Raw genomic sequence first — 19,868 nt, forward strand, 5'->3', positions numbered from 1 at the left:
CTTATGCGCGCAAGCAAGGAGCAAAGTGCGCTCCATGAAACGCCAGCAAGCCGGCGTTGAAACAGGAGCAGAACGATGAACACCAACACCCAGAACGTCAGTACCCAGAACAATCCCCGTACCAATATCGTGGCCGTTACCGGCCTGCCGCGTCCGCTGTTGGCGGCCATGTTCCGCCGCGCCGGCCTGTTCGGCCGTGATTCCGCGCTGACCGTGGTCGAGCAGGCCGTGGTCCAGAGCCGCCTGGCGACAGTGCCGAACCTGGCTGCGCCAAGCGCGCCGTCGATCCTCGGCACTCGCCTGAAGGCGCTGGCCGATTACGTCGACGCGGTGGTGGCCGAACGTGACACCAGTGCCGAGCAGGCTCGTCTGGCTCGCGAGGGCTACAGCGAGGCGGCGATCGGCGAAGCGGCGATCACCGTCGACAACGTTCGCACCGTGTTCGGTCTGTTCCCGGTTACCGCCAGCGCGGTGCCGGCGAAGGCCGCCGAGGCGCGCAACTACGCCCGCGCTGCGTAAACGGTCAAGCAGTCCTCCTCGCGCGGCACGCTTGCCGCGCTACCCTTCGGCGCGGCCCCGGTCCATACCGGTGCCGCGCCTTTTTCTTTGTCTTGGCTGGAAATTCATGAAACTCGGACTCGAACGCAGCACCGCGCTGGTCACCGCATCCAGTGGCGGCATCGGCCTGGAGATCGCCCGCACGCTGGCAGCCGAAGGCGCGACCGTGGTGGTCAATGGCCGCAGCGACAAAACCGTCGCCCAGGCGATCGCCAGCATTCGCGCCACACATCCGGAAGCGAAGCTGATCGCGCTGGCGGCCGACAACGGCACTGCCGAAGGCTGTGTAGCGACGATCAAGCAGCTGCCCGAGGTCGACATCCTGGTCAACAACCTCGGCATCTACGAGGCGGTCGGCTTCTTCGAGGAAAGCGACGCCGACTGGCAGCGCCTGTTCGAGGTCAACGTGATGAGCGGCGTGCGTCTCGCGCGTCATTACCTGCGCGGCATGCTGGCGCGCGGTGACGGCCGGGTGGTGTTCATCTCCAGCGAATCGGGCGTCAGCCCGGCGCCGGAAATGGCGCACTACAGCGCGACCAAGACCATGCAGCTCGGCATCTCGCGGGCCTTGGCCGAGCTGACCAAGGGCACGCGAGTGACGGTCAACTCGGTGTTGCCGGGGCCGACGCGCACCGAGAGTGTCGAGAAGTTCATGGCTGATCTGTTCCCAGGTCTGGGCCCGGACGAGATCAGCAAGCGCTTCATCGCCGAGAACCGGCCTACCTCGCTGATCGGTCGACTGATCGATCCCAGCGAGATCGCCGATGTCGTCGCCTTCGTCTGCAGCGCCCGCGCCGCGATCATCAACGGCGCGGCGATCCGCGCCGAAGGCGGCCTGGTGCGCAGCGTCTTCTGAGCCTGATCTACGGCGTGCCGCGCAGCTTGACGATGACGCCGCCGTCCTGCTGCTCGATCCAGGTATCGACATTGCGTTCGAGGATGTCCAGCGGCAGCGCGCCGGAGCCGAGTACCACGTCGTGGAAGCCGCGGATGTCGAACTTCGAGCCCAAGGTCGCGGTTGCGCGGGCACGCAGTTCCTTGATTTTCAGCTCGCCGATCTTGTACGCCAGCGCCTGGCCGGGCCAGGCGATGTAGCGATCGATCTCGTTGGTGATGTCCAGTTCGGCGCGTGGCGTGTTGGCCTTGAAGAAGTCGATCGCCTGCTGACGGCTCCATCCCTTGGCGTGCATGCCGGTATCGACGACCAAGCGCACGGCGCGCCACATCTCGTAGGTGAGCTGGCCGAACTTCGAATAAGGGTCCTGATAGAGGCCGATCTCCGGGCCGAGGCTCTCCGCGTAAAGGCCCCAGCCTTCGACGAAGGCGGTGAACGAGATCTGGCTGCGGAACGCTGGCAACGTGCCGCCGGCATCGCTGACCAGCTCCTGCTGCAGCGCAATCTGCAAGTGATGGCCGGGCACCGCTTCATGCGCGGTCAGCGCTTCCTGCTCCCACTTCGGCCGCGAGCCGGGCTTGTAGAGGTTTGCGTAGAAATTGCCGGCGCGGGTGCCATCGGCAGCGCCCGGCTGGTAGTACGCGGTGTGGGTGTCCGGGGCGCTGGCCTCGGGCACGGCACGCACGCCGTAGGGCAGGCGCGGCAGCTTGCCGAACAGTTTCGGCAGTTCCGGATCGATGCGCTTGGCGATATCGCGATAAGCGCTCAACAAGGTCGCGCCGTCGCGGTAGAAGAACTTCGGATCGGTGCGCAGATAGGTAAAGAAGGCTTTCAGGTTGCCCTGATAGCCGACCTGCTTGCGGATCGCTTCCATCTCGCCGCGGATGCGCGTGACTTCGCGCTGGCCGATGTCGTGGATCTCGTCCGGCGTCAGATTGGTGGTGGTGCTGGTGCGCGCCGCGAAGGCGTAGGCATCGCGGCCTTCAGGCAATTCCGAGGCGCCGACCGAATCGCGGCACTTCGGCAGATATTCCTTCGCCACGACGTCCTTCAGCCGCTGCCAGGCGGGCAGAGCGCTGTCGCGGATCGCAGCTTTCGCGGCATCGGCCAGCCGGGCGCGCTGGTCTTCCGGCACGCCGGGCGCGAACTTCAGGAACGGGGTGTACAGCGGGCTGGCTTCGGGCTTCTTGACCAGCTGCCGGTCGATCTGCGGCGGCACCCGCTTCATGATCACCTTCGGCACCGTGCGGCCTTCGGCGAGGCCCATGCGCAGCAGGACGATGCTCTGGTCGACGGCCGCATCGATGCCGCGGATGCGGCGGATCCAGTTCTCGTAGTCGAGCACCGTCTCGAACTGCAGCGCTTCGGCGAGCTGGTCGGACGTCTGCACGCCGCCAAGATGGTTGATCGGCTGCAGATGGCCGCGATAGCGATAGGCCTCGATGTCGCGCTCGAGCTGCTGACGATAGAGATCGAAGTTCAGCTGGCCGGCCGGCGTCAGGCGTTCGCGGTCGATCTCCAGCAGCTTCAGCAGCGCGGCCGCATCGGCGACATGGCGCGCTTCGATCGCATCCAGGCTCATGTCGGTCCAGCGATCGTCGTAGCGATGGTCGCCGGTCAGCGAGGCTTCCTCGGGATGATCGACCAGCCAGCGCTGCCATTCGCTCGCCAGCAGCGTCGTCAGCCGCTGCGCTGGATCGCCCTTGGCTGGCGGTGTCAGGGCCAGCACGCCCGGCGGCACGGACTGCGAGCCCGGCTTCGCGGACTTGCCGGCGCAGCCTGACAGCAGGACCAGCGCGGCGATCGATGAGCAGTAAAAGGCTTTCAACGAATTCCCCAATGAATGTGATGGGTCAATGAAGCAAGAAATGGTGCCAGCGGCTCACTCGATGTTCAGCTTCTTGATGCGATAGCGCAGCGACCGGAAGCTCATGCCGAGCAGGGCCGCGGCCCGGGTCTTGTTGTAGCGCGCCGTGGCCAGCGCTTCGACGATCGCGCGGCGTTCGATGTCTTCCATCTGGCCTTCGAGATCGTTGCCGATCGCCGCTGGAGCGGCAGCAGGCGCCGCGACCGAGCGGGCCACGCAATCGCCGCGCAGCTGCAGATCGCAGGCCAGGATCGAACCGCCATCACTGAGCGTGACGGCACGCTCGAGGACGTTTTCCAGCTCGCGGACGTTGCCCGGGAATGGATGCTCGCAGAGACGGGCGAGGGCGGCGGCATCGAGCGTCGGCGTCACCGGCAGGCCATTGCTGCGGGCCAGCCGGACCAGGATTGCCTGGGTCAGCAGCGGGATGTCGTCGCGGCGTTCTCGCAAGGACGGCGTGCGCACTTCGATGACGTTGAGCCGGTAATAGAGATCCTGGCGGAAGGTGCCGAGCGCCAGCAGCTGGCTCAAGTCCTTGTGGGTCGCCGAGATCACCCGGACATTGACCGCCACCTCGGTCTCGCCACCGACCGGCCGTACCGCGCGCTCCTGCAGTGCGCGCAGCAGCTTCACCTGCATGTGCAGCGGCAGATCGCCGACTTCATCGAGGAACAGCGTGCCGCCTTCGGCCGCCTGGAACAGGCCGGCCTTGTCGCGCGTGGCGCCGGTGAAGCTGCCTTTCAGATGGCCGAAGAATTCGCTTTCCATCAGCTCGGCCGGAATCGCGCCGCAGTTCACCGGCACGAACGGCGCGTCGGCACGCGGGCTGCGGGTGTGGATGAGCCGGGCGACCAGTTCCTTGCCGGTGCCGGATTCGCCGGTGATGTGCACCGGTGCCTGGCTGCGGGCGAGGCGATCGATCAGCGCGCGCAGCGCTTCGATCACCGGCGTGTTGCCGAGCAGGCCGCCGTCGCCAGCGGCGCTTTCGCGCTTCAGCTTCAGCGCGGTATCGACCAGCTTGCGCAGCTGGGTCAGATCAATGGGCTTTGAGACAAAATCGAAGGCGCCAGCCTTCAGGCTTTCGACGGCGGCCTGGGCACTGCCGTAGGCGGTGATCACCGCGACCGGCAGGCCCGGATGCTTCTTCTGGATGTGGCTGACCAGTTCGATGCCATTGCCGTCCGGCAGGCGCATGTCGGTTAGGCACAGTTCGAAGTGGTGCTCGGCCAGCAGCGCCCGCGCTTCGCGCACGGTGCCGGCGGCGCGGATGCCGAGGCCCATGCGCAGCAAGGTGATTTCGAGCAGTTCGCGGATGTCGGCTTCATCGTCGACGATCAAGGCTTGTGCGGGGGCTTTGCTCATGAACGAGTCGGGACGGAAGTAAGCGGTGCTTCGCTGGCTGCGAACACCAGCCGGAACTGGGTTCCTCGAGTTCCCTGGGTGCGCGGCACATGCGATAGACGTGCTTGATTGTATTCACATATTTCCCGAGACAAATACAGCCCCAGGCCGGTGCCGCGACGGGCGGTGGTAAAGAACGGTTCGAACAGTTGCTCGCGCACCTCGACCGGGATGCCGCGGCCGTCGTCGATGATGTCCAGATACGGTCGCTGGCCCGGACTGAGGCGGCCGGCGCGGAGCCACACGTTGATCAGTACCGCTTCGGCGTCGTCATCCGGTTCCGGCGCGCCGTGCTCGAAGCTGTTCTGCCACAGGTTGTGCAGCACCTGCTGCAGCTGGTCCGGATCGAAGCGCACGCTGAGCTGTTCCGGAATCGCATCGATGCGGATCGCCCGTGCGCCTTCCGGGCAGCCTTCGGCCCAAGTCGCGATGCAGCGCTCGAGGAAGCTGCGCAGCAGCAGGTTCTGCGGCACGGCGGCGTCGCGGCGCGACAGGCGCAGCACGTCTTCGACAATCTTGTCGATCCGCACCGTGTGGCGCTGGATCATGTCGAGCAGGCGCCGGTCCTGCTCGGGCAGCGCCGGCGATTCGGCCAGCAACTGGCCGGCATGGCGGATCGCCGACAGTGGATTCCTGATCTCGTGAGCGATGCCGGCGGACAGGCGCCCGAGCGCGGCCAGCTTCAGTTGCTGCGCCTGTTCGCGCACCCGCGCCGCATCTTCGAGCAACACCAGTACCGGTGCCCAGGCGTTCTGGCCCAGGCGCGTGAAACGCGGCAGCAGATCGGCACCGCCGGGGCTCAGGGCAATCGGCTCGGGATCGAGGTTGGGCGCTTCCTGCCAGCGGTACAGCGCCTGGGCGAGGATCGGCACGGCAGTGATCAGTGACTGGCCGTCGATGCTCGGGCTGCCATCGGAATCGCCGTCGGTCCGGGCCAGCAAACGCCGGCTGGCAGCGTTCTGCAGGCGCAGGCGACGTTCCTCGTCGATCACCAGTACGGCGGTGTCCATGCTTTCGACGATCCGCTCGTTGATCCGCGACAGGCTGGCCAGATCACTGCCGAAACGCGCCGCCAGCGCTTCGCTCTTGCGTGCGCGGGCGGCCACCGCGCCGGCACCGAGCGAGGTGACGAACAGCATCAGGCCGATCAGCCCGGCGTTGGTCAGATCCGCACCTTCGATGCGGTTCAGCGACTGGCGCAGGAACTCCGCGCCGAACACCGCGAAGGTGGCGAGTGCTGCGTGCAACAGTCCGAGGCGCAGCGGCAGCACCAGGCTGCAGCCGACGGCCGGCGTGATCAACAACACGCCCAGGCCGGATGAAGCGCCATGCGCGGCATACATCAGCAGCAGGATCGCCAGCGCATCGACGAAGAACGCCAGATGCGCCTGCACGCCACTCGATGGAAAGCGCTGATAGGTGGCGATCAGCAGCAGCAACGCCGGCAGCGCGTAGGCCGAGACGATGCGGAAGAAATTGCCTGGCTCCGAGTGATCGAAGAACCAGGCGCTGAGTTCGAGGAAATGAACGGCCAGCAGCAGCGCGATCAGGGCCAGCCGGTAGACGGCCAGCGTTCTGAGGATGCGCCAGTCCTCGAGATCGACAAAAGGATCGCGAACCAGGCTGGCCATGGTCCCGGTCGCAGCCTCAGTGTTGCGTGACGATCACGGCCGCTGCTCGCAGGCTCCGCAACGCAGGCTGGGCGACAGCGTGTTCGATGGCAGATAGGTGCCGCAGCCGGTGCAGCGCGCCATCGGCTCGAAGCGCTCCGGCGGCGGCGCATTGCGCTGACGGTTCTGCAACTGCCAGCGGATATAACTGCGGTAGAGCAGAGCGCCCACGGCGACCAGCAGCAACACCCGGATGAGTAGGGACATGAACGCGCCTTAAGGATGAGCTGACAAGAGCACAAGTGTAGCGGTGCAAATGCTTTGCCTGCATCGAATGATTCAGGGAGAATGCTTGCCGCAGCCGTCCGGCTGTATCAATTCCGCACAGGCGCCCGGCGCAGATTGTGACCGGGGCCATTGCAATCCTTTTGGGGGAAGCATGAACCTGCACGAGTATCAGGCGAAGGAAGTGTTTGCGCGCTACGGCATCCCGGTACCACAGGGTGGCTTGGCCACCAGTCCGGAACAGGCCCGCGCCGTCGCCAAGCAACTCGGCACGGAAAAGGTCGTGGTCAAGGCGCAGGTGCACGCAGGCGGCCGCGGCAAGGTCGGCGGCGTGAAGCTGGTCAGTGGTGCCGATGCCGCTGAAGAAGCAGCGAAGGGCATGCTCGGCAAGATGCTGGTCACCAAGCAGACCGATGCCAAGGGTCTGCCGGTGAATTCGGTCTGGGTCGAAAAGCCGTCGAACATCGTTCGCGAGCTGTATGTGTCGGCGCTCGTCGACCGCACCAGCGAATGCGTGATCCTGATGGCCTCCGCCGCCGGCGGCATGGACATCGAGGAAGTGGCCGAGCACACCCCAGAAAAGATCAAGACCGTCACCGTCAATCCGGCGGCCGGCTTCCAGGCCTATCAGGCGCGTGAGCTCGGCTTCTTCATGGACCTGACCAAGGACCAGGTCGACCAGTTCACCAAGATCATGGCCGGCGTCTACAAGATCGTCACCGAATGCGATGCCAGCATGGTCGAGATCAACCCGCTGATCGTCACCGCCGAAGGCAACGTCTTCGCGCTCGATGCCAAGCTGAATTTCGACGACAACGCGCTGTTCCGCCAGAAGAGCATCGCCGAGATGCGCGATGGCTCGCAGGAAGACGAGCGCGAGCGTGCCGCTGCGAAGTTCGATCTGAACTACGTGACCCTGGAAGGCGACATCGGCTGCATGGTCAACGGCGCCGGTCTGGCGATGGCGACCATGGATATCGTGAAACTGCACGGCGGCCAGCCGGCGAACTTCCTCGACGTCGGCGGTGGCACCACGGCGGAGAAGGTGACGGAAGCGTTCAAGCTGATCACCGCCAGCCCGGAAGTGAAGGCGATCTTCATCAACATCTTCGGCGGCATCGTCCGCTGCGATCTGATCGCCGAAGGCATCATCGCCGCGGTCAAGCAGGTCGGCCTGAAGATTCCGGTGATTGCGCGCCTGCAGGGCACCAACATGGAAAAGGGCCAGGCGCTGCTGCGCGAATCCGGTCTCGCCATCACGCCGATTTCCGATCTCACCGAGGCGGCCAAGGCCGTCGTCGCTGCCAGCAAGGCCTAAAGCCAAGGATTAATGAGACTGCAATGAGCATCCTGATCAACAAAGACACCAAGGTCATCTGCCAGGGCTTCACCGGCAAGCAGGGCACCTTCCACTCCGAACAGGCGATCGCCTACGGCACCAAGATGGTCGGCGGCGTATCGCCGGGCAAGGGCGGCAGCAGCCATCTGTCGCTGCCGGTGTTCAACACCGCCCATGACGCCGTGCGCGCCACCGGCGCCGACGCAACGATGATCTACGTGCCGGCCCCCGGCGCGGCGGACGCGATCCTCGAAGCGGCCGACGCCGGCATCAAGGTCATCATCTGCATCACCGAAGGCATTCCGGTGATCGACATGGTCAAGGTCAAGGCTGCGCTTAAGGCCTATCCGGACGCTGTGCTGATCGGTCCGAACTGCCCCGGCGTGATCACCCCGGGCCAGTGCAAGATCGGCATCATGCCGGGCCACATCCACAAGCCGGGCCGTATCGGCATCGTCTCCCGCTCGGGCACGCTGACCTACGAAACCGTGCATCAGACCACCCAGAACGGCCTCGGCCAATCGACCTGCGTCGGCATCGGTGGCGATCCGGTTCGCGGTCTCGGCTTCATCGACGTGCTGAAGCGCTTCGAAGCCGATCCGGAAACCGACGGCATGATCATGGTCGGCGAAATCGGCGGTTCTTCGGAAGAAGAAGCGGCGGCCTACATCAAGCAGTACGTCAAGAAGCCGGTGGTGGCCTACATCGCCGGTGTCACCGCACCGGCCGGCAAGCGCATGGGTCATGCCGGCGCGATCATCGCGGGCGGCAAGGGCACGGCGGACGAGAAGTTCGCGGCGCTCGAAGCGGCCGGCGTCAAAACGGTTCGCTCGCCGGCGGACCTCGGTGCGGCGATGAAGTCGCTGCTCTGATCGCTGTCCAGCAACTGAAGTAACCGGAAAGGGCGCGATTCGTCGCGCCCTTTCTCGTTATCGTGCCGGTATCGTGTCGGTCCTGATCGTGGAAACGAAACTCTGATGAACAAGCCGCTGGTCCTCGCTGCCGCCCAGCTGAACCTCTGGGTCGGCGACATCGACGGCAATGTCGCCAAGATCATTGCCGCGGCCACCAAGGCCCGAGATGAATTCGGCGCCCAGCTGGTCGCCACGCCGGAGCTTTCGCTGCTCGGCTATCCGCCCGATGACCTGCTGCTGCGCACCGCGCTGCCGCAGGCGATTGCCGCTGGCCTGGAGCAGGTCGCGGCAGCTTCGAAGGGTATTCACATCGTCGTTGGCCATCCGGAGTTCGTCGACGACGCTGGCGGACGCCGCACCTACAACGCGGCCTCGGTCTATCGCGATGGCCGACTCGTCGCCCGAGCGCGCAAGCAGTTGCTGCCAAACTATGGCGTGTTCGACGAACGCCGCCATTTCACGCCGGGCGCACCGAACGCGACGGTGTTCAAGCTCGATGGCCTGACCATCGGCCTGTGCATCTGCGAAGACATCTGGGGCCCGGGCCCGACTGCGCGTGCCAAGGCCGCCGGTGCCGAACTGCTGCTCAACATCAATGCCTCGCCCTACAACATCGGCAAGCCGGACGAGCGCCGCGTGGTGCTGCGTCAGCGTCTGGCCGAACAGGATCTGCCGATCGTCTACGTCAACTGCGCGGGCGGTCAGGACGAACTGGTGTTCGACGGCGATTCGCTGGCGATCGATGCCAATGGTTCGCTGGGCTTCGAAGCGCCGCTGTTCGACGAAGGCGTTTTCCCGCTGACCATCACGCGCCAGGACGGCGCGCTGACTTTCAGCGGCGAGCGGCGGGCAGCGTCATCGAGCGTCGCCCAGGTCTATCGCGCGCTGGTGCAGGCCACGCGCGACTACGTCAACCGCAACGGCTTTCCCGGCGCGCTGCTGGGTTTGTCCGGCGGCATCGACTCGGCGCTGGTGGCGACGATCGCCGCCGATGCCCTGGGTGCCGATCGGGTCTGGGCGGTGTCGCTGCCTTCGCGTTACACGATGGACATGTCCAACGACGATGCGCGGCTCGAAGCCGAGGCCCTCGGCATCCGCTATTCGGTGCTGCCGATCGAACGGCCGTTCGAGGCGTTCACCGAGACGCTGGCGCCGATCTTTGGCGACCGGCCGATCGATCTCGCCGAGGAAAACATGCAGTCGCGCTCGCGCGGCGTGCTGCTGATGGCGCTGTCGAACAAGTTCGGGCCGGTGGTGCTGACCACCGGCAACAAGAGCGAGATGGCGGTGGGCTATTCGACCTTGTACGGCGACATGTGCGGCGGTTTCGCACCGATCAAGGATGCGTACAAAGGTCTGGTCTACGAGCTATCGCGCTATCGCAACACGCTGGCGCCGGCGGGCAAACCGGTGATTCCCGAGCGCGTCATCGAGCGTCCACCAAGCGCGGAACTGCGGCCGGATCAGAAGGATTCGGATTCGCTGCCGCCTTACGAGGTGCTCGATCCGATTCTCGAAGCCTATGTCGAGCGCAGTCTGTCGATCCCAGAGATCGTCGCGATGGGCTTTGATGAAGCGACGGTGCGTCGCGTCGCCGGGCTGGTGCGGCGTTCCGAGTACAAGCGTCGCCAGGCGCCGCCGGGACCGAAGATCACGCCTTGTGCCTTTGGACGCGAACGGCGCTACCCGATCACCGCCGTCTACGGCGACCGCTGAACTGCGGGCATGAAAAAGGCGCAGCTTTCGCTGCGCCTTGATGGTCCATCAACTGCTGGTCGCCGGGCTTACGGCGTCGCCGGAGGGGCGGCAGGTTGTGGTTCGGACATCGTGTTGCCGTTGACCGTGACCGGCTGGCTGCTGCCGTCCGGAGCTTCGTAATCCAGCTTCAGCTGGGTGTTGCTGTCGCTGGGCGCCGCTTTACCGGTAGTTGCCGATGCATCCTTCGCCGCTGCGTCACTCGTCGTGCTGCCGCCGATCGTGTAGGTCTTGTTCAGGAAGTCGAACAGGCCGCCTTTCTCCTTCTTCGCTTCGGGCGCTGGTGCAGCTGTCGCAGCGGTCTTCGACGCCGTCTCGGGGGGCGCTTGGGCAGCCGGCTTGGCGGCGTCTCCATCGCTGAACAACGGCGGCAGATTGATGACCGCCGGTTCGCCCACGTAAGGGCCGGTGGTCAGCGAGGCGGCAGCCGGCTGATTGGCCGACGATGGATTGGCGGGCTCGGTCCGAGTGCCGACTTCAGGCGCTGCGGCAGTTCCCGCAGCTGCGGCGGCTGCATCGGCCGGTTTCGCCTCGTCGCTGCCGATCGTGTAGGTCTTGTTCAGTGATTCGAAGTAACCGCCGATCTTTTCGAAAAAACCTTTCGGAGCTTCGCTGCTCAGATTTGCCGGCGCCGCTGGAGTCGCCGCGGCAGCCGGTGCAGGCGCGGAGGCTGGTGCTGCCGACGGCTGATCGGTGGGCAGGACGATGACGGTACGCGGACCCGGCTTCGGTGGCGGCGCGCTGGCCTGGGCGATCGACTCGGCATTGTTGGCGATCAACAAGTCGAGATCAGCCAGTTGCGGCGTCAGGCCCAGCTTTTCATAGCTCAGCTTCAGCAGCTTCAACGCTTCGACCGTCGCCGGGGCGCCGGGATATTCGGCGATCAGGTTCTCGGCGCGCTTCGATACGGCCACCCAAGCCTGGCGCTTGACGTAGTAGCGAACGATCGACAGTTCATGCGAGGCCACACGGTTGCGCAGATAGACCATCCGCTTGCGCGCATCACCGGCATAAGGGCTGTTGGGATAGCGCTGCAGCAGCACGGCGAAATCGTCATAGGCGCGGCGTTCGCCGGTGACGTCCTTCTTGCTGGAGTCGATCGGCAGGTAATCGCTGATCGCCTGCGTGCGACTCGAATTGATCAGCCCTTTCAGGTACTGAACGTAGTCGGCGTGGACGTGACGCGGATGTTCGCGAATGAAGCGGTCCGCAGCCAGCAGCGCTTCATCCGGCGCGAAGCTGCGATACTGGACGAAGATCTTCTCGAGCTCGGCCTGAGTCGAATATTCGGTGAACGGGTAGCGAGCAATCAGCTGCGTGTAGCGGGTAGTTGCGGTCTCGTAGTCGGACGCCACCATCGCTTCATGCGCGCGCCGATAGAACAGCGCTGATTCGGCTTTCAGCGCCTCTTCGGTCTGCGGCGTGGCACCGGACGGGCCGACTTCCGAGCCGGGCCGGAACGGATTGTCCGGACGATCGGCTTTTTCGCCTTTCGAGGCGCAGCCAGTCGCGAGGGCCGCCAGCGAGGCGAGGCAGATAACGCGCAGTGCGCGCGTTGCGGACGGGCCGCGGGAAGAACGATCGATCATTACGCGGAGCATCAGCACGTTGAGTCAAAAAATGAGTATAGCCGATGGCTGTCAGCCCTCGTCGCAGCACCAACTCTGGTGCCGGGCGGCGAGATCATGAGCCAGGTGGAGCAGGCGCAGGTACCCGATTTCCTGCACGGCCAGCGCTTGGACGCCGTGGCCGCGCAGTTGTTCCCGGCCTGGTCCCGGGGCCGACTCAAAAGCTGGATCGAGAGCGGGGCGCTGATCATCAATGGTGCGCCGGCCGAGAAGGCGAGGCAGCCAGTGGCCACCGGCGATGTGCTCGATCTGACTGTCGACGAACAGCCGCTGGCCGGCAATGACCGGCCGCAGGCGATACCGCTCGAAGTGGTTTACGAAGACAACGACATCGCGGTGATCAACAAGCCGCCGGGCCTGACCGTGCACCCGGGCGCCGGCCAGTCCGATTCGACGATGCAGAACGCGCTGCTTCATCGCTTCCCGAAAACCGAACTGCTGCCGCGCGCCGGGCTCGTGCATCGGCTCGACAAGGACACCAGCGGTCTGCTGATAGTCGGCTTGACCCTGGTTGCCTACACGCGGCTGGTGGCGGACATGGCGGCGCGCGACATTCGCCGCGAGTACGACGCGCTGGTCAACGGTGCGGTCACCGCCGGCGGCACGGTGGATCAGCCGATCGGCCGCGATCCGCGCAATCGCCTGAAGATGGCGGTGGTCGAGGACGGGCGCCCGGCGGTCACTCACTATCGGGTGCAGGAGCGCTTCGCCAATCACACCTTGCTGCGCGTGCGGCTGGAAACCGGTCGCACCCACCAGATTCGCGTGCACATGGCGCAGATCCTTCATCCGATCGTCGGTGATGCGGTCTACGGCGGCCGCATCACCCGCGGCCGCAACATCGAGGAGACCTTGCGGCTGGCGCTGAACGGCTTCCCGCGTCAGGCGCTGCATGCGCGCAACCTGCAGCTGGAGCATCCGGTCAGCGGCGAAGAGATGGAGTTCTCGGCCGAAGCGCCGCCGGACATGCTGCGTCTGCTCGATCGTCTGCGCGCTGCTCCTTGAGCGATGGTGCCGATCATCCCCGACTGGCCGGCACCGGCGGCGATCCGCGCCGCCTTCACGACCCGCGAGGGCGGCGTCAGCAGCGGGCCTCATGCCGGTCTGAATCTGGGCCGCAACTGCGGCGATGATCCAGCGGCTGTCGCCGAAAATCGCCGCCTGCTCGCCGAGCATTTGAGCCTGCCTGCCGCCCCGGAATGGTTGCGTCAGGTGCATGGAACGCGGGTGCTGGAGCTGCCGAATCAGCAGCTGGAGCCGGAAGCGGATGGTGTCTTCACCACGCAGGCAAATGTCGTCTGTGCAGTGCAATCCGCCGACTGTCTCGCCGTGCTGTTCTGCGACGAAGATGCCAGCGTGGTCGCCGCGGCGCATGCCGGTTGGCGCGGCCTCTGCGCTGGCGTCCTGGAGAGCACCGTCGCTGCGCTACCGGTCGCGCCTGAGCGGCTCATGGCCTGGATCGGCCCGGCGATCGGTCCGGAAGCCTTCGAGGTAGGCGCTGAGGTGCGTGCGGCATTCGTTGCCGTCGATCCGGCGGCGACATCCTGCTTCCAGCCCGGCGTGCAGCCGGACAAGTACTACGGTGATTTGTTCGCGCTGGCGCGGCAGCGACTGGCGCGGGCCGGTGTCACGTCGGTCTACGGCGGTGGCATCAGCACGCATGCCGATCCGGGGCGCTTCTATTCGTTCCGGCGCGATGGTGTCTGCGGGCGGATGGCGGCCCTGATCTGGATCGACGGTGCAGCTTCTTGATCAGTCCTGCTCGGCGCCTGGACGTCGATGTTCGTCGCAGGGAATGCTGAACAAGGCCGCATCGTCGAGACGAAGCGCGCTGAGCTGTCCGCCCCAGAGGCAGCCGGTGTCGAGTCCCCAGACCTGGTATTCCGGCCAATGCACTTGGCCCAAAGTCGACCAGTGGCCGAACAGGATCGGCGTGCCTGCGCTCTTACGGCCGGGTACCGCGAACCACGGTAGCAGGCCGGCGGGCTGGCTGCCGGGCGTGCCTTTCGGTTCGGCGGCGATCTGACCTTGCGGCGTGCAGTAACGCAGGCGGGTGAAGCAGTTGATGACGAAACGCAGGTACGGCCATCCTTTCAGTCCGGTCTGCCAGAGGTCCGGCTGATCGCCATACATGTGGCTCAGCAGCGCCTGATGATCGGGGCCGCGCAGCACCGCTTCAACGGCGCGCGCGTGCTGGGCGGCCTCACTGATCGTCCACTGTGGCGGCAGGCCGGCATGCAGCAACTGCCAGGGCGCGCGCGAATCGGCATGCATCAGCGGGCAGTGGCGCAGCCAGTGCAGCAGTTCGTCGCGGTCGGGCGCGTCGAGGATGTCGTCCAATGTGTCGCGCCGGCCGCGCTTGCCGCCGGCGGCAACGGCAAGCAGATGCAGGTCATGATTGCCAAGCACGCTGACGGCGCTGTCGCCGAGCGCGATCACTGTGCGCAGGGTTTCCGCCGATTGCGGCCCGCGATTGACCAGGTCCCCCGCGAACCAGAGCTGATCGCTGGCTGGATCGAAGCGCACATGGTCGAGCAAGCGCTTCAGCGCGTCGCAGCAGCCTTGAAGGTCCCCAACTGCGTAAATCGCCACGGCGGCTTCAGTTTTTGCAGGAAGTGCCGATCACCATAACCGATGAGCGGTAGCAGTTGCGGGAGCCAGCAGCTTTGACGCTCCCCAATGCCTGGCCTATCGTCTGCCTACGGGTTTCAAGCACCCGAACCGCCCCCGAAACGTGACCGATGGAGTGATACCCGTGATCAAGAAAATCCAGAATTTCCTGCGTGATGACGAAGGCGCCAGCGCTGTCGAGTACGGTCTGATTGTTGGTTTGATTGCTGTGTTGCTGGTTGTCTCTCTAACGAGCGTCAAAACCGGCTTGGTCAACCTTTTCGATTCGGCTGCAGGCAGTTTGAATACCGCAGCCCGCTAAAGCTTTCCTGATTTTCCCGACGCTGAATTCAGGTTCATTTGCTGGGGTCGGCAGGCTATACATCCGTATTCGCTGGATAAGTCTTCCGGTGATGTCGGATGCCTAGCGCTTTATGAGGCTTCACGTGGAAGCGCCCGGTTTTGCTGATTTTTCGGTGAATGCCGAAAGGAGTATGCCGGGAACTGCCATAGGCGATGTATCAGCCTACAGCCGACGTACAGACATTACCGACGAATTTTCCTGCTGAAGACTCGATGTGAAAGTTTTTGGCTACCGCTGAGCTTAGAAGCGGAAGAGCCAGGATTATTGAGATATCGTTGTAGCGTCACCTGCTGAGCCGGCGCACTCGCGGTCAGCTACCTCGTCCCGTTGCCCGCTGTTGTTCTGGAACATCCGATCATGGCCCGTCATCGTTCGCTGAATCGGCTGCCACGCCGCATCACTGGTGCATCGGCGGTCGAGTTTGCGTTGGTGTTCCCGCTGCTGTTCGCGATCGTCTACGGCACGCTGACTTACGGCTACGTTTATTTCCTGCAGCAGCGGATCAATTTCATTGCTCAGGAAGCGTTGCGAGCGGCCATCGCAGTGGCGCCACTCCCCAGTAATGCTGCCTACCTGGCCGCGATCAACGCCGCAGTTGCTGATGCAGTTGCCAGCAATTTCACATTGGGAGGCGCTCCAGTGCCGCCTGCGTTGAGCTTTGTCGTTCAGCCCGTCAACGCTGCAAACAATACCTTGAGCATTCTGGTGACCTACAGCCTGACGGCACCGACCCTTTTCCCGACCGTGACACTGCCCGGGTTTGGCTCGATTCCGCCGTTGCCGGCAGCGCTGCAGGCAACGGCTGCAGGTCGTTTGTCCTGATACACCCAACGAGCTCCGGAAACGGACGGAAAGAACACCAAAGCATCGTTTAAGCTGCCAGCAAAAAGCGGCTGATAATCAATAGGGAGCGGCACACGCATGAACAACAGCAACGCGATTCGGATCGTCGCGATCGTGCTCGGTTTGCTGGCCATCATCCTGGCAATTGTCGGCTGGCGTATGAGCCGCAGCTTTGCCGAAAGTGCCTCGAAGGCGCAGGAGCAGCAGCCGGTATCCGCTGCCCCGGCAGTGCCGCAGATCATGGTGGTGATTGCTACCCGGCCACTGGCTGCAAACATGCCGATCGATCGTGACGCGATCGTGCTGGCGCCGGTCACGATCGCGCCGACCGAGTACTTCGCCAATGTCGACGACGCCATCGGCCGCACGCCGCTGATCGATATCGACGCCGGTGCGCCGGTGGTGCCGCGCTTCTTCAAGGACGCCAACATGATTGCCCGCGGGGTGCCGGATGGTTTCCGCGCGCTATCGCTGAAAGTTGATGATGTGGTCGGCGTCGGCGGTTTCGTCCGCCCTGGCGATACCGTCGATGTGCTGGTCTACATCAAGTCGGTGACCAGTACCCCGACCGGCGAAAAGTCCGGCCCGGACAAGACCGAAGACATTCCGACCCAGGCGCGCGTGCTGATCCGCGATATCCGTGTGCTGTCGTATGAAGATCATCTGGTCGAGCCGCCGAAAGGCCTGCCCGAGGAAAAGGACAAGCAATCCCAGAATCAGGGACGCCGCGAGCGCACCGCCGTACTGGCGATTCCGGAAGCTCAGGTCACCAAGGTGCTGCTCGGTTCGAGCTATGGCGAACTTCGTCTGGCCCTGCATGGCACGCCGGCGACCACTGCGGCCACGACCGATGCCAGCGCTCCTGCGATCAGCGCGGTCAGCAGCCAGCCGCTGAGCCCGGAAGCGAAGGCCAAGGCGGATGCCGAAGCCGAACTCGCCGCGGCGCAGATCATCACCGCGACGGAATTGACTCAGCTGATTGCCAAGGGCAAGAAGAAGGCCGTGCGCAGTGAGGGACCGCCGCGCATCGAGATCTATCGCGGTTCAGACCTCAAGACGGTGTCGCCGTGAGCCGCCCCTTGCAGCTGATTGCCGAACTCCACACTTCTGACTCGGCCGCTTCCCGGTCGCCGCTCGCAGCTCGCACAGGAACTGGCATGCGCTTCTCGATCACTCGGCAGCTGTCCCGGAGTTTCGCCGTCGCCGCACTCGTGGTGGTAGTCACTGCGCAGATGCCATTGCCGGTGCATGCCCAGGCTGCGGCCAAGCCCGAAACCCTGCTGGTCGAGCCGGGCACGCACAAGCTGGTGCGCGCCAAGGGATCGGTCACACGGGTCGCGATCGGTGATCCAAAGGTTGCCGATGTCAATGTCGTCAACGGCCGCGAGTTGTTGATCAATGGCAAGGCCGGCGGCACCACCAGCCTGCTGGTCTGGACCCGCAGCGCCAAAGGGGCTTCCGAACCGACCGAATACCGCATCTCCGTGGCCGCGCCGGCAAGCACCGATCCGGCGCTGTCGAAGCTGACCGTGCAACCGAACGGTGCGCTGGACGGCTCCGTTCCAAATCTGTTGGCGCATCGCAAGGCCAGTCAAAGCTCGGCGCCGCGTGACAAGGATGCCCCCCCGCCGGTTGATCGCAGCTTGGTCGGCGGCGAGACCCAGGTGATGAGTCAGGTCCGCATCGTCGAGGTCAACCGCCGGTCGCTGCAGCAGTACGGCATCAATCTGTTCAAGCTCGGCGCCAATAGCGCGGGCGGCATCGGCGTTCCCAGCTCCGTGACGCAGGCGCCGTTGTCTGGCGCAGGCTCAGGTCTCGTCGGTGCCTTCGCCGGCGCCACCGGTTTCCTGCCGATCGGCGACGCCTTCAACATCGTGTTTGGCAACAACGGTTACACCGGCATTCTCAGCGTGCTGGAGCGCAAGGGCCTCGCCCGCACCCTGGCCGAGCCGAGTCTGACGGCGCTAAGCGGCCAGACAGCCAGCTTCCTTGCCGGTGGCGAATTCCCGTATCCGGTGCCGCAGGGTGGCGGTTCCAACGGCGCGGGCGCGATCACTGTGCAGTTTCGCGAGTTCGGCGTGCGTCTCAATCTGACGCCTACCGTGCTGTCGAACAGCCGCATCGCGATCAAGGTGGCGCCTGAAGTCGGCGATCTCGATTTCACCAACGCGGTGACCATCGGCGGCACCACGATTCCGGGCATCGTCATTCGCCGCACCGATACCACGGTGGAACTGGGCGATGGCGAAACCTTCGTGCTCAGTGGCCTGGTCAGCAACAATCTGTCGACCAATGTCGACAAGGTGCCGTGGCTGGGCGACATCCCGGTGCTGGGCGCGTTCTTCCGCACCACCAATATCACCCGCAACGAGAAGGAGCTGATCATGGTGATCACGCCGCATCTCGTGCGTCCGATCGCCAAGGGCGCTCAGTTGCCACCGATGCCGGGCGCCTCGACCGACCGCTATCGTCCGAACTTCGCCGAAACGATGTTCCTGGAATCGGGTGATTTCGGCCAGAACGCCGATACCGGTTACAGCAAGTAATTCCGCCGACTCTCGAAGAAGATCCGAACGACCGTGAAGATGTGCTGCGCATGAAGACGAAAGTGCTGGTCGTCGCCGACGATCCGGAATTCGCATCCTGGTTGCAGGACGCCGAGGACACCAATCTCGACGTTGTCGTGATCCGCGGCCTGGTGCCGACGGAATTGCTGGCCAGTGTCGAAGCGCAGGGGCGCTATGGCCTGGTGTTCTGCGAATTCACGCCGGCCAACGCGATGATGCGTGCGAGCTTCGTCGAACAGTTTCTCGAGCGTCACTGGCAGATTCCGGTGGTCGGTCTCGGTGCCAGCGAGGATGCCGAGTGCATGCTCGCTGCGATGCGTGCGGGCGCCCGCGACTACTTCGTGCGCGGCCGGGACGACGCCAAGCTCGGGCCTCAGATCGGCCGCCTGCTGAAGCGTACGGCCACGGCATCGGCCGCCGTGCCGACCAAGGCCGGGCAGATTTTCCTGACCTTGTCCGGCCACCCGCATGAGTCGATCGCCTTCTTCGCCGAGCATCTGGCGCTGGCACTGATCGAGCGCATCAACCCGGGCGAAAAAGTGCTGCTGGTCGATCTCGCCACACCGTCCGGTGCGGCGGCGATCTTCCTGAACCTGAATCCGACTTACAACGTGCTCGATGCGGTCAATGATGCGCATCGCTGCGATCAGACGCTGATCGATACTGCGTTTCCCAAGCATGCCAGCGGCCTCTATGTGCTCAGCCTGCCCGAGGATCTGCTCGGCCGGGCCAGCTTCGATGCCGATCAGTTGCTGAAGCTGATGCAGGTGCTGCGTGGCTTGTTCACCTACATGGTGGTGGCCGTCGATGGCCATGCACCGATCACGGCGCTGTCTGGTCTGGTCAGCATGGCTGATCGCAGCCTGCTGCTGTCTGATCAGTCGATCCTGAAATCGCGCCACAACAAGTATCTGCTGCGTGCCTTGCGCGCCCAGGACTGCTCACTGGATCGCACCGCGCTGGTGGTCGACAACTATCGTCGGCGCCTGGGGCTGGAGCCGCGCAATCTCGCCGAGCTGTTCGAGTTGCCGCTGCTCAGTTCCTTGCAGACCGAAAGCTTCAACCGCCTGCTGTCGATGAATTCCGGCGAGCCGCTGTACACGCTGGCCAAGAAGGATCCCTACTGCGCCGGCATGCAGGAACTGGCGGGGCTGCTGCTGTCCGGCGACATGAAGGCCGTGGCAGCGCCACAGGGCTTTCTTGATCGTCTGCTCCGGTAGCCGGCGATGTCG

The 19,868-nt window shown here is 64.6% G+C and carries 18 protein-coding genes; 12 read left to right on the forward strand and 6 right to left on the reverse strand.

What is annotated here, in order from left to right; translation table 11 throughout:
* The first annotated feature begins 75 nt into the window (after positions 1-75).
* Together G513_RS0115715 and G513_RS0115720 are read left to right on the forward strand one after the other, a co-directional pair.
* Positions 76-519, forward strand: a complete 444-nt coding sequence (locus G513_RS0115715; protein ID WP_022977813.1) for a hypothetical protein — start codon at positions 76-78, stop codon at positions 517-519.
* A gap of 106 nt (positions 520-625) precedes the next feature.
* Entirely contained in the window at positions 626-1,414 is a 789-nt protein-coding gene (locus G513_RS0115720; protein ID WP_022977814.1) for an SDR family NAD(P)-dependent oxidoreductase, read from the forward strand.
* 7 nt (positions 1,415-1,421) lie between these two features.
* Here the strand turns inward: G513_RS0115720 and G513_RS23475 are convergent, their stop codons facing one another.
* Genes G513_RS23475 through G513_RS0115740 form a run of 4 tightly spaced genes read right to left on the reverse strand, consistent with a single transcriptional unit; the run spans position 1,422 to position 6,598 of the window.
* A complete protein-coding gene (locus tag G513_RS23475; RefSeq protein ID WP_022977815.1) occupies positions 1,422-3,281 on the reverse strand; it encodes a DUF885 domain-containing protein in 1,860 nt (619 codons plus the stop codon).
* A gap of 54 nt (positions 3,282-3,335) precedes the next feature.
* Entirely contained in the window at positions 3,336-4,682 is a 1,347-nt protein-coding gene (locus G513_RS0115730; protein ID WP_022977816.1) for a sigma-54-dependent transcriptional regulator, read from the reverse strand.
* Positions 4,679-6,352 carry a sensor histidine kinase gene (locus G513_RS23480; RefSeq protein WP_022977817.1) on the reverse strand — a complete coding sequence of 558 codons (1,674 nt, stop codon included), beginning with the start codon at positions 6,350-6,352 and terminating at the stop codon, positions 4,679-4,681. Before G513_RS23480 ends, G513_RS0115730 begins: the two co-directional genes overlap by 4 nt.
* 33 nt (positions 6,353-6,385) lie before the next feature.
* A complete protein-coding gene (locus tag G513_RS0115740; protein ID WP_156891730.1) occupies positions 6,386-6,598 on the reverse strand; it encodes a hypothetical protein in 213 nt (70 codons plus the stop codon).
* A gap of 172 nt (positions 6,599-6,770) precedes the next feature.
* Between G513_RS0115740 and sucC the strand changes: the two genes are divergently transcribed.
* From sucC to G513_RS0115755, 3 genes are all read left to right on the forward strand, one after another.
* Entirely contained in the window at positions 6,771-7,934 is a 1,164-nt protein-coding gene (sucC, locus tag G513_RS0115745; RefSeq protein ID WP_022977819.1) for an ADP-forming succinate--CoA ligase subunit beta, read from the forward strand.
* Between the two features lie 23 nt (positions 7,935-7,957).
* Complete coding sequence (gene sucD, locus G513_RS0115750) at positions 7,958-8,827, forward strand: succinate--CoA ligase subunit alpha (protein WP_022977820.1); 870 nt, start codon at positions 7,958-7,960, stop codon at positions 8,825-8,827.
* Between the two features lie 105 nt (positions 8,828-8,932).
* The gene (locus G513_RS0115755) at positions 8,933-10,585 is read left to right on the forward strand and encodes an NAD+ synthase (protein WP_022977821.1); all 1,653 of its coding nucleotides are present in this window, start codon (positions 8,933-8,935) and stop codon (positions 10,583-10,585) included.
* Between the two features lie 68 nt (positions 10,586-10,653).
* Here the strand turns inward: G513_RS0115755 and G513_RS25085 are convergent, their stop codons facing one another.
* On the reverse strand, positions 10,654-12,213 hold the full coding sequence (locus G513_RS25085) for an outer membrane protein assembly factor BamD (RefSeq protein WP_022977822.1): 1,560 nt from the start codon (positions 12,211-12,213) through the stop codon (positions 10,654-10,656).
* Positions 12,214-12,309: 96 nt separating this feature from the next.
* On the opposite strand from G513_RS25085, the gene rluD reads away from it, so the two are divergent.
* Together rluD and pgeF are read left to right on the forward strand one after the other, a co-directional pair.
* Positions 12,310-13,257: a 23S rRNA pseudouridine(1911/1915/1917) synthase RluD gene (rluD, locus tag G513_RS0115765; protein WP_028475621.1), complete on the forward strand. Its 948-nt coding sequence runs from the start codon at positions 12,310-12,312 to the stop codon at positions 13,255-13,257.
* Between the two features lie 3 nt (positions 13,258-13,260).
* Positions 13,261-14,004 (forward strand): peptidoglycan editing factor PgeF, encoded by a 744-nt coding sequence (gene pgeF / locus G513_RS0115770; protein ID WP_022977824.1) that lies wholly within the window; start codon positions 13,261-13,263, stop codon positions 14,002-14,004.
* Here pgeF and G513_RS0115775 read toward each other — a convergent pair whose 3' ends face one another.
* Positions 14,005-14,844 (reverse strand): symmetrical bis(5'-nucleosyl)-tetraphosphatase, encoded by an 840-nt coding sequence (locus tag G513_RS0115775; protein WP_022977825.1) that lies wholly within the window; start codon positions 14,842-14,844, stop codon positions 14,005-14,007.
* 163 nt (positions 14,845-15,007) lie between these two features.
* Here G513_RS0115775 and G513_RS23490 point away from each other — a divergent pair, with 163 nt between their 5' ends.
* From G513_RS23490 to G513_RS0115800, 5 genes are all read left to right on the forward strand, one after another.
* Positions 15,008-15,184, forward strand: coding sequence for a Flp family type IVb pilin (locus G513_RS23490; RefSeq protein WP_084711588.1), 177 nt, complete (start codon positions 15,008-15,010; stop codon positions 15,182-15,184).
* A 399-nt stretch (positions 15,185-15,583) separates the two neighbouring features.
* A complete protein-coding gene (locus tag G513_RS0115785; protein WP_022977827.1) occupies positions 15,584-16,048 on the forward strand; it encodes a TadE/TadG family type IV pilus assembly protein in 465 nt (154 codons plus the stop codon).
* A gap of 99 nt (positions 16,049-16,147) precedes the next feature.
* A complete protein-coding gene (cpaB, locus tag G513_RS0115790) occupies positions 16,148-17,140 on the forward strand; it encodes a Flp pilus assembly protein CpaB (protein ID WP_022977828.1) in 993 nt (330 codons plus the stop codon).
* An 86-nt stretch (positions 17,141-17,226) separates the two neighbouring features.
* Entirely contained in the window at positions 17,227-18,615 is a 1,389-nt protein-coding gene (locus tag G513_RS0115795; protein WP_022977829.1) for a type II and III secretion system protein family protein, read from the forward strand.
* Between the two features lie 50 nt (positions 18,616-18,665).
* A complete protein-coding gene (locus tag G513_RS0115800) occupies positions 18,666-19,856 on the forward strand; it encodes a CpaE/TadZ family protein (RefSeq protein WP_022977830.1) in 1,191 nt (396 codons plus the stop codon).
* The last annotated feature ends 12 nt before the right edge of the window (positions 19,857-19,868 follow it).

This window comes from Nevskia ramosa DSM 11499 (genome assembly GCF_000420645.1).
GTDB lineage: Bacteria > Pseudomonadota > Gammaproteobacteria > Nevskiales > Nevskiaceae > Nevskia > Nevskia ramosa.